The sequence below is a fragment of the Lentibacillus saliphilus genome (assembly GCF_019093865.1).
Taxonomy (GTDB): Bacteria; Bacillota; Bacilli; order Bacillales; family Amphibacillaceae; genus Lentibacillus_B; species Lentibacillus_B saliphilus.
Genome location: NZ_JABJXD010000005.1, coordinates 181772 through 194279, shown reverse-complemented (window position 1 = coordinate 194279; position 12508 = coordinate 181772). Strand labels below are relative to the sequence as shown.

Genomic DNA, 12508 nt, shown 5'->3' with positions numbered 1-12508 from the left:
TTCCAGTCTATTTATTAAATCCGTATTCAGCCAATTTATGTTGAGCTTCATCTGATTGCATGTATTCAATAAAGGCTGTTGCTTCCTCTACAAAATCACTATCGGCAATGACAGCGCCGGGATAAATGATTGGATCGTGCATACCCGCTTCTGACTTCGCGAGAATATCTACTTTATCGGAAATTAATGCGTCACTTTCATACACAAATCCAACTTCAGCATTGCCTGTTTCAACATATGTAAGTACTTGACGCACATCCTTCGCAAGCACAATAACACCTTCTAATGCATCCCATTTATCAATTGATTTTAAAGCTTGCTCTGTATATTTTCCAGCTGGGACACTTTCTGGATTTCCGACGGCGACTTGATCAACTTCATCAGCAGACACATCGGTAAAGGATTCATAATTTAAATCAGATGATTGCGTTTTAATTAAAACAAGATGATTGCCTGTGATGTCTGCTCTCGTATCGTCTACGAGCAAGCCTTCCTCTTCCAGCGTATCCATCCAATTTTGGTTGGCAGAAATAAACGCATCTGCTGGTGCACCTTGTTGAATTTGCTGTGCCAGCGTCCCTGAACCCGCTAAGTTAAAGGTTAATGTGACGTTGTGTGTTTCTTCATAGTCTGTCTTAATATCCTCCATAACGTCAGCTAAGCTCGCCGCGACAGAAATTGTCAATTCAGCTGGTGTATCCTTTGAAGCGCCATTTTCCGTCTGATCGTTTTCATGATCATTCTCATTACTACAACCTGAAACCGTTAACATAACCATCGTCAAAACTAGAACCATTAAGCCATACAACTGTTTTCTCATCAGTGCATCTCCTTAACTATAATTAATTATAACTAGATATAACTAGTTATGTCTTATTATAGTTAATTATAATTTCATTCCTTTGTCAAGCTTATGATAGAATAGAAGTAATAATAGGATCGGGGTGATGTTGACGATGGATCAATCATCTTACACAACAGAAGAGATTGCACGCCTTCTCAAAGTATCGAAATTGACTGTATATGATTTGATTAAAAAAGGCGAGCTGCAGGCTTATCGCGTCGGACGGCAAATGCGCATTGATGCAGCTGACCTTGAAGCGTATAAACATAGAGGGAAGCAAGAGAAGGACAGTGGTCATCTGAATGCAGTGAAGCCACCTTCAGCTCACGCTGGATTAACTGGACAATTCGTCATTAGTGGTCAAGATACGAGCCTTGATATTTTAGCAAGGACGCTTGATTTAGAGGATAGCGGCATGCGTCCTTTAAGATCGTATGTCGGCAGTTTGGACAGCTTAATCAGTATGTACAAAGGCGAAGCAGATATTGTAAGCACCCATTTATTTGACGGAGACACAGGTGACTACAACGTTCCCTACATTCGTAAAATACTCGTTAGCAAGTCGTTTATCGTTGTTAAATTTATCAAGCGTATGGCCGGATTGTATGTCGCTCAAAGTAATCCGAAAAACATCACAACCTGGGCTGACATCGCCCAAAAAGGCATAAAACTGATCAACCGCGAGCCTGGTGCGGGGGCGCGTGTGCTACTGGACGAGCAGCTACGTATTCACAATATTGATCATACAAGTATCGACGGGTATGACAATGTCGTCTATAGCCATCAGGATATTGCATCAGCCGTTGCCAGTGGGCAAGCTGATGTCGGCATTGGAATTGAACATGCTGCCTTAACAGCTAACATTGCTTTTGTGCCAATGATAGAAGAAAGCTATGACTTGGTGATGCTCAAGACCGCTGAGAACACACCGATTCGAAGCCACCTTCTTTCTATTTTGAATAACAAGGATTTCCAAAACAAGCTCGCCGCAATTGGCTACGGCGTGGAAGGAATGGGCGATATTTTGTGGGAGCAATAGAGCGGAAAGCAAGGGGCGCAAAGCTTACTCATATAAAAGGTTTATAACGCTGTTCCTCTCACTGCAGGAGTCGCCGCCTGCAGTGAGAGGTAACCCTATGGCGTCTATTTCGCAAGGCTTTTCACCTTTCATATATATATCTGACAATTTTTGTTACTATATAAATAGTATAATAAAGGAGTTGATATAATGACTATTGTTATTTCATATACTATTGTCATTTTACTTGCTATATTTTTTTCTTATATTTTGATGCAGGAAGTAAGATTTCTTTTAAAGATACACAAAAATAAAGAAGTTATTTCGAAAAGGGTGTTAGTAGCTAGATATATAACAACTTTTTCAATTGCAGGGTTCTTGATTTCATTTATATTAAACATAGCAATATATGTTCAAATATTTAATTCAGATATGCTTACAAGCAATATTACCGCTATCGCTTGTTTCTTATTTGTTTTAGTTATTCTAATTTTAGAATATGGGATTATACCAAAAATAAATAAGATCAAGCAAATTTAAAGATGTTTATTAAAAGCAATTCACTTTTCCCTTCTCTTAATCCTACACATTCTTAATCCTACACATAAGGTTATGCCACATACAAAAAGCCCCCTTAATGGGAGCTTTTTAATCACCATATACGACTGATAACAATGTATTATTGCTTCACTATGTTAAAAATAAAACTTGGACACCCATTCAGCAAGGGCGGCGGTGATGACAGCTGCGTATGTGCCAACAACATTCCCGAGAATCCCCATTAATAAGCCGACCGGGGCAAGAGATGGCTGGAAAACAGACGCGACAACTGGGGCCGAGCTTGTTCCACCGATATTACCCTGTGATCCGACAGCTACAAAGAATAATGGCGCGCGCAGCAAACGGGCGGCAGTGAAAATAATAATGACGTGAATGACGAGCCAAACGATGCCGAGAAGTACATATTGTGGCGCATCCAATACATAGGCAAGGTCTGCTTTGGCACCGATTGTTGCGAGTAAAATGTAAATACCTGCATAACCTACTTTGCTCGCACCGTAATTTTCGAGCTTGCGAACAGGTGTGAATGACAACATGATTCCAACAGCTGAGATGATCATAATCGTCCATGTTCCTGCTGAGAGCACTGATGTGACAGGCAACGTCTCAGAAAATTGTCTGATGATATACGAAACACCAAACCCGAGACCGATAATGGCGGCAAGCTGTGGGACAGCAACAGGACGCGCATTTTCTCGTTCGATTGCGGCCATATCTTCATTCACTTGTTTAATAATGGAGTTGTCCGCTTTATTCCATTTGTTAAATTTATGCTGGAACCCAGCAAGGAAAATCATAATACCCATCCAGCTATAACCGACGACAGTATCGACTACGATAATCGGGGATAAAATTTCCTGCGGTGTACCCGTTGCTTCAATGAGCGCGGCCATATTCGCGCTTCCACCAATCCAGCTTCCTGCAAGTGCGGCAACACCTGTCCAAGCTTGTTCAGGTAAAAACGGTTGGAAGATTGCCAGAGCAATTGGACCACCAATGATAATTCCGATCGTCCCTGCAAAAAACATAAGCAATGCCTTTGAGCCGAGCTTCAACGTTGCTGGTACATTTGCTGATAATAGCAATAACAATAAACCAAATGGCAATACATATGTCGAGACGAAATCATACAGTGACGATTGATCCGGTATGATGTCGAATGTTGTGGATATCATTGGAATAAAGTAGGTCCAAATGAGCGGCGGTGCATAGTGAAAGAATTTTGCCAAAATAGGGTGTTTAGATTCCCCAAGAATAAAAATAAGACCGACAACTGCCGTCAAGTAAGCGAAGATGGCCATCGGATCTTGAATGAGCGGTGCAGCATAGAGCATGTCCATATAAATTCCTCCTAAGATCAATCATGATGTGTTTAAGTATATGGTGGTGCTTCACCAATCTATTAAGTTGTTTGCGTTGATTGAATCAGATCGAAGCATTGAAGGAGCAGACCACATATCGTTCGAGCAGTCAGTTCATCAGCGGTTTTTTAGAAGTCCAGTCCTGAGACGTGTTTTAACTGACGATGAAAGGCAGTCATAAACGCATGGGGAGATGCGTGAACCGGATAAGCATGCACGCCACTAATTGTATGCAAGTAAAGGAGACCACCTTGTTTACCCACTTTACGAAAAGACATATCATGGACATCGGAAATGTTAAATATGTGAGATGTTGAACTGACAATTGTCTGATATAAATAAAGATAATGTGCATCTTTTCGTAGAGACTGCCCTGTGCGATCAACCTGACGCTCAACCTGATAATAGGTCTGTACAGCAATTGGTTCCATTAGACCCTCCGAAATGAACAACCGTTTTTCCTAAAAACGTTTGGAGCGTTTTTTAGGATATGTCTATTTTACACATTTCATGTATGTTCGTGAAGTGTTGAATTTCAATGTTTGCCACACGCGTTACAATTTTGTGAATACATCGCTTTTCGTGACTAACCTAATTTATGATAGAGAGAGACGACAGAGGGTTCGTATTTTAGAGATGATCTATGGAGTTTTGATGTACAAGTGTGTTAGGTGCTCAAGCGGTTCTAGTAGGCGTTCAAGCACATAATAGATGTCGATTTTGTTCATCGTTCCATCCCATTAAAAATTATGATATTGATCGGCGTTTTTTGTTAACACTGCTCAGAATTGTATTTATTCTTTTAAACACCGCTGACACGAATGGTAACATTTACATATAGGCAGTTAAACAGCGATTATCATGAGTTATGTTTAAAAGATGTGTTTCACGGTCTGAGCGTGGATAAAAAGGCATGATCGGCTTAAAACCGATATCTATGATAAACTCAAGGTAATCATGGGTTGTTTTGATTTTAAATCTTTGGCGTTGTGCTCGTGCTCTGGCATAACGCTTATATAAAGCGTCGTTAAATTTATTTGAAGGAATGATGGGTGTTGCGAATTTTATTTGTTGAAGACGATCATACCATTGCATCCGGCCTGCAATACTCTTTAGAACAAGAAGGGTATTCAACTGTTTTATGCCACGGTGCACAGTGTGCTCAAAAGGTGATTACGAAAGAGCTTGAGACGATTGACCTCTGCTTATTCGATTTATCGCTTCCGGATGGCAGCGGTTATGATTTATGCCGCCTCGTTAAACAACAGGCTGATATTCCAGTTATTTTTTTGACTGCGGTTGATGATGAAGTCAATGTTGTGATGGGACTCGATATGGGTGCTGATGATTACATTACAAAGCCGTTTCGAATTCGCGAATTAATGTCACGGATTAAATCGGTCAAGCGGCGATACGACCGAACAGAAGTAACACAATCCGTGCTGACGATCGGGGACGTTACGATTAAAACAGCACAAGCGATCGTTTTGAAAAATGGTCAGGAAATACCACTCACTGCCTTAGAATACCGGCTTTTGTTGACGTTTGCCAGTCATCCCGGACAGGTGTTATCACGAGATCAGCTGTTGGGGCATATATGGGATGTTGCGGGTGACTTTGTGAATGACAACACATTGACGGTGTATATTAAACGATTAAGAGAAAAGCTCGAGGATGATCCTCAGCATCCGAAGCTCATCCAAACGATGCGTGGTCTTGGGTACAGGGCAGGTGAGTGATAATGTGGCGCAATAAAGAATTTAGGTGGCTAACCGTTGCATCAATTGTGGTAACAGGCTTGGCTGTTTTGCTGGCGGCATTCTTTCCGGCTTATTCGGTATGGATTGTCATTGGATTAGCGGTTTTTGTGCTTATTTTTATGCTGCTCGGAACGGCATGGCGCTATCAGGAAATCAAAAAGCTATCGACTTATTTGCGGAATATTACAAATGGCAATTATACACTCGATGTTCGGGATAACGCTGAAGGTGAATTAAGCATTTTAAAAAATGAAATTTACAAAGTGACCAATCGTTTAAGTGAACAGAGCAGCTTACTTAAGGCAGACAAGGTTCATTTAAGCAAGAGCATTTCTGATATTTCCCATCAGTTGAAAACACCCCTCACATCAATGAGGGTGATGACCGATCTGTTAGAGGACCCGAACTTGCCTGAGGATAAGCGCATCGAATTCACGCATAACATCCATACGCAATTGGAGCGGCTCGACTGGCTCGTCACCGCTTTATTAAAGCTATCTAAAATAGATGCTGGCACGGCCCACTTTAAACGGGAGCGTGTCAGTGTGGCAGACGTCGTGAATCAAGCACTGGCGCCATTAAGCGTTCCAATTGATGTGAAAAATATTGTCGTGACGATTGAGGGCGATGCGGCTATTTCTTTTTTAGGCGATTTTAATTGGACAACAGAAGCGCTCGTCAATATCGTCAAAAATTGTATTGAGCATACGCCTGAGGGTGGTGCACTATCTATTCGTTATTCGGAAAATGTGCTGTTCACAGAGATCTGTATTCGTGACACAGGCGTCGGTATTCCAAAGGAGGAACGCCCGCACATTTTTAATCGATTCCATAAAGGGAAGCATGCGAGTGCGGACAGCGTCGGTATCGGACTGGCCATGGCACACAGCATTATTTCAGCCCAGGACGGCACGATCGATGTCGACAGTGAAGAAGGTCACGGCACGCAATTTTCCATAAAGTTTTATAAGCAGGTGATTTAGTTGGGCGCTGTGGGCGCGAGCTGGATTTGTGTTTGAGTTCGGATTTGAGAGACTGGATATGAGGCTGAGTTCGGAATTGAGAGTCCTCGCTCGGACGGGATATGCGGCTGAAATGGGTTTTATGCGGCGGGTCAATTGGTTATGCGGACGTTTCATGATATATGCGGTGGAATTTCTTGTTATGCGGCTGTTTTACGATTTATACGGACCGTTTTGATTTTATGCGGCTCTTTTACGATATATGCGGTTTCAAGCGGTGGGATCGGTAGTCCCTCTCTTTAAGTGACTAAATTGTCACTGAGCGATTCACGTTACTGTCACTTTGGATCGGTACACTAAAGACAAGAAGCACATATGGAGGTATAAAACATGGATATTTTACAGGTAAATCATCTTTCCAAAGTGTACGGTAAAGGCGCGACAGCAGTAAAAGCACTTGATGATGTCTCTTTTTCAGTCAAAAAAGGGGAGTTTGTTGCGATCATAGGACCTTCTGGTTCAGGGAAATCAACGTTGCTCCATTTACTCGGTGGCGTGGACAGGCCGACGAGTGGCAGCATAAGCATCCATAACACACCGATTTATGACTTGAACGAAACACAGCTGGCGATATTTCGCCGGCGACAAATTGGCTTGATTTATCAATTTTATAACTTGATTCCGGTATTAACCGTTGAGGAGAATATGACGCTGCCACTTCTATTGGATGGCCATCCGGTTGATCGAAAGCAGTTTAATGATATTGTTGACATTCTTGGCTTAAAAGAGCGGCTCAATCATTTACCGAATCAGCTTTCTGGTGGACAGCAGCAACGTGTGTCGATCGGGAGAGCGCTTATTAGCAATCCTGCACTCATGCTTGCTGATGAACCTACCGGAAACCTCGATAGTCAAAACAGCAGCGAAATTGTTGATCTCCTAAAGTTGTTCAACAAAACATATGATCAAACGTTGATTGTCATTACCCATGATGAGCGGATTGCGCTTCAAGCCGATCGGATCATCTCGATTGAAGACGGCAGGATTGCTAAGGACGAGGTGGTTCGGTCATGAATATCGTCAACAAGCTTACCCTCCGTAATTTAAAGAAGAACAAGCGGCGGACACTTGTGACAATCCTTGGTGTTATTATATCTGTCGCTATGTTAACGGCGGTTTCTACCCTTGCTGTTTCTTTTCTAAACCTCGTTCAAAAGCAAGAGATTGCTAACAATGGAGAGTGGCATGTTTTATATAAGGATGTAAACGAAGCGCAAATTGATGCCATTAAACAAGATGAGGCAACAAAGGATGTCATTTTGTCCCAAGATATTGGCTATGCCATGCTTGAGGACAGCGAGAATGATCAAAAACCGTATATGTTTGTGAAAGCGTACAATGAAAAAGGCTTTACGAAGTTCCCGATTGAACTGAGCAAGGGGCGGTTACCCCAAGCAAGTGATGAAATCGTCATCTCCAAGCATATTGAAACGAATGCACATGTGCGCTTTGCAATCGGAGACACATTGACGCTTGATATTGGCGAACGCTTGAATACAGAAGAAAATCTCACACTCGATCAAACCTATCCGTTAGAAGAGGCTGGGAAAGAGACACTTGAAATAAAAGAAACACAATCATACACCATCGTCGGCGTCATCGATCGCCCAACGTGGGAACCAACATGGTCGCCTGGTTATACGGTTATCACCTTACTCGATGAAGATGCGATGTCAAACGCTCATGTCAATGCTTCTGTTATTTTAAACGACGTAAACCGTTCCTTATACGACCATGCCGATCAACTCGCCAGCGACATTAACATGGAGTCTAATGCGATTCAATTCAATAATGATTTGCTCCGTTTTTATGGCGTGACAGATGATAAAGCCTTCCAAAAAACCCTTTTCGCTTTGTCAGCAATCATCATAGCCATCATCATTGTTGGTTCTGTCTCATTAATTTACAATGCATTTGCCATATCGGTTTCGGAGCGCTCCCGTCATTTAGGTATGCTCTCAAGTGTTGGGGCCACACGAAAGCAAAAACGGAATTCAGTATTTTTTGAAGGGGCCATTATCGGCTTGATTAGCATTCCGATCGGCATCTTGAGCGGACTTGCCGGTATTGGAATTACATTTCTGTTTATCAACAATACGATTCAGGGTGCTTTCGGTATTGATCAATCGCTGAGCTTGACGGTTACACCGTGGTCACTCATCACCGCTTGTGCCGTCTCAATTTTAACCATCTTTATTTCAACTTATATTCCGGCCAAACGCGCATCTAAAATTACCGCAATTGATGCGATTCGACAAGCAACTGATGTTAAGCTGTCTCGGAAGGCGGTCAAAACATCACGATTAACCCGAAAGCTGTTCGGAATTGAAGCTGAAATTGGATTGAAAAATATGAAACGGAATCGTCGACGCTATCAGGCTACCATTTTTTCTTTGGCGATCAGTATCGTTCTATTTTTAAGTGTTTCTTTTTTCACAGCCAGTTTACAAAAATCATATGACCTAGCAGAAGAAGGCAGGGATTATGACATTGCTATGACAACGAGCAGCGGCTTCTCTGATACATTCATTTCAGGTGTGAGCAACTTAGACACGGTGACCGAAAAAACGGTCATTCACGAAGTCGCGTTGACGTCATGGGTGGACAAAGAGAAAACCGCTTATGATCTAAGGGAAAACACTGACGGGTTTAAGAACGGGCAATTCGAATACTATATCAGGTTGAATGCACTCGATGAGGATAGTTTGGAGGCGTATGCTAAGTCTGTCGGAACAGATGTCAATCAACTAACAAATACGGATCAACACCTTGCCATTGTCATTGATACCGTTCATTATCGTGATCAGACTACTGGTAAATTCAAAGTGACAAAAGCCATTCACACAGACGTTGGTGAGACGTTTGAATTATCTAAGGCTGAGACCGATATTCATAGTAACCTTACAGTTGCCGCTGTCACCGATAAAACGCCTACAGGTATGGATCAGCAAGCAGCTCCTGGTATCTTAGATGTCGTCATTTCAAAACAAACACTTGACGCAATCCTGAATGATGCCGCCGATGCAGGTGTTTATACGAGATTTTATTTATCAAGCTCGGATCCAATGAAGACGCAAGAACAAATTGAAGCGATACGAGAAGGCAATTTAGGCATTTACAACGTCTATCAAGGTCGGCAACAAATGGAGCAAATGACGTTAATGATGTCTGTATTCGTATACGGGTTCATTGCATTGATCACAGCCATTTCAATCGCAAACATCTTTAATACGATTTCTACAAGCATATCTTTAAGAAAACGTGAATTTGCCATGCTTAAGTCCGTCGGTATGACGCCAAAGAGCTTCAACAAAATGATGAATTATGAGAGCTTGTTTTACGGAATCAAATCCCTTCTGTATGGCTTGCCAGTCAGCATTGGTGTCATGTATTTAATTCATATGTCACTGATGAATTCGTTTGATTTTGCCTTCACACTCCCACTGTTAGATATGTTGTACGTCATCATCGGCGTGTTTACAATCGTTGGCTCTGCCATGCTTTATTCGAGCTCGAAGGTGAAAAAAGAAAACATCATAGAAGCATTGAAGCAAGAAAGTATTTGATATAGAAAGAGCAAGGGACAACAGCCCCTTGCTTTTTCAGTATTCTATCAAATGTTTATCCGATAGATTTATTTTGTTTTAAATCGTGCTAAGATGTCTTGCATTTCCTCGGCCATATCACTAAGCATTTTCGCAGATTCTGAGATGTTATCCATAAGCTGCAGCTGTCTTTCTGATCCAGCGGATATGCCTTGGGTAAATTCAAACGATCCCTTTGTCACGTTTGAAATATCGTTCATGGCTGCCGTAACCTCTTCTGTTCCAGCTGACATCTGTTCTGATGCACTGGACACCTCAAGGACTTGGTCAGCAATTGACTGAAATGCGTTCGTAATATGCTCGAAAACCTTACCTGAACGGTTTAAAATCTGGGATCCTTCCTCAACATCTATGACACCCTGCTCTATTGAACCAGTTGCTTTAGATGTAACAGAATGAATGTCCTGAATAATTGTTGTAATATTTCCTGAGAACTCCTGGGACTGAAGGGACAGCTTTTTAATTTCCTCGGCCACAACTGCAAATCCTTGGCCATGTTCACCAGCCCTTGCAGCTTCAATAGATGCATTTAAAGATAACAGCTGAATTTGCGTGGCAATATCATTAATGCCTGACACCATTTCATCAATTTTTTTCGAATGCTGTTCCATTGATTTCAGCTCTTCGGCAGAAACACCGACAGTCTCTTTGACACGCTTCATTTTTTCAATGGCCTTTTGAACTTCTCTGTAGCCATTCTCTGCGTCTGTTACCGACCCGTTCGTCTGTTCCGAGACAGCTGTGGCAGATTCGGCAATTTTTTGTACACCGGCGGCCATTTCTTCCATTGATAAGGAGGTTTGTTCAGCCGCTTCTACTTGTTGATCAGCACCTCGCACAATTTCCTGAATGGCTTCGACCGCTTCATTAGACGATTTAACTGAGTCGACTGAAACAGCGGTTAATTGTTGAGACGACGCACTCATCCGCTCTATTGAGTCATTCATATGATCAACCGTTGAAGCAAATGATTCAATCATCGTATTAATACTATCTGCCACTTGACCAATTTCATCTTTTGACTGTATATCGATTCGCGTCGTCATATCCCCTGCAGCCATTTCTTTTAAACGTGATGTAATGGTAGGGATTGCACGTAGCATGTAACGGGTCAAAACATAGCCGATCAAAATGACAAATAGACTCGCTATACTAAAGTAACTGACCATTTTGGTCGTATACGAGGATAATTCAGATAGAGCTGATTCTCTTGGGAGTGCAACAGCTGCTGACCAGCCTGTTGAGGTAATTGGTGCATAACCGATATATTCCTTACGATTATTCACATCTACCGTCTTCATATCTGATTCGCCGGCAATCATATTCTCTCCAATTGAACCAAGGTCACCCTCTAAATCTTGTAATTTATCATTTAAAATATGTGACTCTTCAGGGTGATACAAGACCGTACCATCTGCACCTAGTAAAAATGTATAGCCGTCTTCATCCTTCGTATACGTCTGCATAATATTTGGCAAATCATCTAGGAAAATATCAATCGCAACGAAGCCGTATGGTTGGCCGTTCACCTTAATTTGTTTCATCACACTAAGGATGACCTTACCAAATACCTGATCCATATAAGGCTCGGTAAAATAAACGTCTTCTTCGTTTAATGCTGGCTCATACCAAGGACGTGTTTCTATATCAAAGCTTTCATCCTGAATAAGGTCATCATTACCGATTAAGAAATTCCCCTTCTTGCTGGCCACCCATACCATGGCGACATCTTTGTCGGTCTGAACGATTTTATTCAGAGAGTCCATGACACCTCGGTAGCTCGGATCGGTTAAAGCCTCATCACGATTCGCAGCGGATTCTAAGTAATCTGCTATTTGCTGATTCGATGCAATCTGTCGAACGATCGCACTTTTTTCTGAGAACATGCTATTAACCTGATTGGATACAGCTTCTGTTTTCGTCTCTACGTTCGCCTCAGCATTCGAAATCAACAATGACTTCGTATACGAAAAGATGAGCAAACCGGTAACTGAAAAGACGACTACAACCGCTGCCAACAGCACCATGGCAACTTTAAATGAAATGCTTCTCCAAAAATGTTGAGATCCTTCTGCTTGGCGATTCTTTTTTTGTTTCAAAATAGCCTTCTCCTCTACATCATATTTGATGTTACCGAAGAAAGCGTTTGATACTTCAATGGCTGTTCAACCTGCACGTTAAACAACAATCGTGCGAAAATCGAGTATATGACTCTATTTCCCCACACTATTGATATCGGTTTTTTTAAAGTAAATTTCAAGTGTTAAAAATGACATATATTGTATATTTCTATTTTCTAACTGACGAACACTGAGGGATATCGCAAGTGTAGAGACA

General features: G+C 41.8%; 10 protein-coding genes. 6 read left to right on the top strand and 4 right to left on the bottom strand.

Annotated features, from left to right (window positions below; translation table 11 throughout):
• Positions 1-7: 7 nt before the first annotated feature.
• Positions 8-820: a molybdate ABC transporter substrate-binding protein gene (gene modA / locus HPC67_RS10600; protein ID WP_217587631.1), complete on the bottom strand. Its 813-nt coding sequence runs from the start codon at positions 818-820 to the stop codon at positions 8-10.
• A gap of 136 nt (positions 821-956) precedes the next feature.
• On the opposite strand from modA, the gene HPC67_RS10595 reads away from it, so the two are divergent.
• Positions 957-1883: a substrate-binding domain-containing protein gene (locus tag HPC67_RS10595; protein ID WP_217587630.1), complete on the top strand. Its 927-nt coding sequence runs from the start codon at positions 957-959 to the stop codon at positions 1881-1883.
• 189 nt (positions 1884-2072) lie between these two features.
• Complete coding sequence (locus HPC67_RS10590; RefSeq protein WP_217587629.1) at positions 2073-2402, top strand: hypothetical protein; 330 nt, start codon at positions 2073-2075, stop codon at positions 2400-2402.
• Between the two features lie 155 nt (positions 2403-2557).
• Here HPC67_RS10590 and HPC67_RS10585 read toward each other — a convergent pair whose 3' ends face one another.
• Together HPC67_RS10585 and HPC67_RS10580 are read right to left on the bottom strand one after the other, a co-directional pair.
• Positions 2558-3763, bottom strand: a complete 1206-nt coding sequence (locus HPC67_RS10585; RefSeq protein ID WP_246569965.1) for a DUF819 family protein — start codon at positions 3761-3763, stop codon at positions 2558-2560.
• 149 nt (positions 3764-3912) lie between these two features.
• On the bottom strand, positions 3913-4215 hold the full coding sequence (locus HPC67_RS10580) for a hypothetical protein (RefSeq protein WP_217587628.1): 303 nt from the start codon (positions 4213-4215) through the stop codon (positions 3913-3915).
• Between the two features lie 624 nt (positions 4216-4839).
• Between HPC67_RS10580 and HPC67_RS10575 the strand changes: the two genes are divergently transcribed.
• The 4 genes from HPC67_RS10575 (at position 4840) to HPC67_RS10560 (ending at position 10132) form a co-directional block, all read left to right on the top strand.
• Positions 4840-5523 (top strand): response regulator transcription factor, encoded by a 684-nt coding sequence (locus HPC67_RS10575; protein WP_217587728.1) that lies wholly within the window; start codon positions 4840-4842, stop codon positions 5521-5523.
• Positions 5524-5525: 2 nt separating this feature from the next.
• A complete protein-coding gene (locus HPC67_RS10570) occupies positions 5526-6527 on the top strand; it encodes a sensor histidine kinase (protein WP_217587627.1) in 1002 nt (333 codons plus the stop codon).
• 369 nt (positions 6528-6896) lie between these two features.
• Entirely contained in the window at positions 6897-7580 is a 684-nt protein-coding gene (locus HPC67_RS10565) for an ABC transporter ATP-binding protein (RefSeq protein WP_217587626.1), read from the top strand.
• Positions 7577-10132 carry an ABC transporter permease gene (locus tag HPC67_RS10560; protein WP_217587625.1) on the top strand — a complete coding sequence of 852 codons (2556 nt, stop codon included), beginning with the start codon at positions 7577-7579 and terminating at the stop codon, positions 10130-10132. Before HPC67_RS10565 ends, HPC67_RS10560 begins: the two co-directional genes overlap by 4 nt.
• A 68-nt stretch (positions 10133-10200) precedes the next feature.
• On the opposite strand, the gene HPC67_RS10555 is transcribed toward HPC67_RS10560, so the two are convergent.
• Positions 10201-12270: a methyl-accepting chemotaxis protein gene (locus tag HPC67_RS10555; protein WP_217587624.1), complete on the bottom strand. Its 2070-nt coding sequence runs from the start codon at positions 12268-12270 to the stop codon at positions 10201-10203.
• Positions 12271-12508: the final 238 nt, after the last annotated feature.

What these genes read in the sequence shown, in the direction of transcription:
- HPC67_RS10590 (WP_217587629.1), top strand. Translation starts at nt 2,073, where the DNA reads ATGACTATTGTTATTTCATATACTATTGTCATTTTACTTGCTATATTT.
- HPC67_RS10580 (WP_217587628.1), bottom strand. Translation starts at nt 4,215, where the DNA reads ATGGAACCAATTGCTGTACAGACCTATTATCAGGTTGAGCGTCAGGTT.
- HPC67_RS10565 (WP_217587626.1), top strand. Translation starts at nt 6,897, where the DNA reads ATGGATATTTTACAGGTAAATCATCTTTCCAAAGTGTACGGTAAAGGC.
- HPC67_RS10560 (WP_217587625.1), top strand. Translation starts at nt 7,577, where the DNA reads ATGAATATCGTCAACAAGCTTACCCTCCGTAATTTAAAGAAGAACAAG.
- HPC67_RS10595 (WP_217587630.1), top strand. Translation starts at nt 957, where the DNA reads ATGGATCAATCATCTTACACAACAGAAGAGATTGCACGCCTTCTCAAA.
- HPC67_RS10585 (WP_246569965.1), bottom strand. Translation starts at nt 3,763, where the DNA reads ATGGACATGCTCTATGCTGCACCGCTCATTCAAGATCCGATGGCCATC.
- HPC67_RS10570 (WP_217587627.1), top strand. Translation starts at nt 5,526, where the DNA reads ATGTGGCGCAATAAAGAATTTAGGTGGCTAACCGTTGCATCAATTGTG.
- modA (WP_217587631.1), bottom strand. Translation starts at nt 820, where the DNA reads ATGAGAAAACAGTTGTATGGCTTAATGGTTCTAGTTTTGACGATGGTT.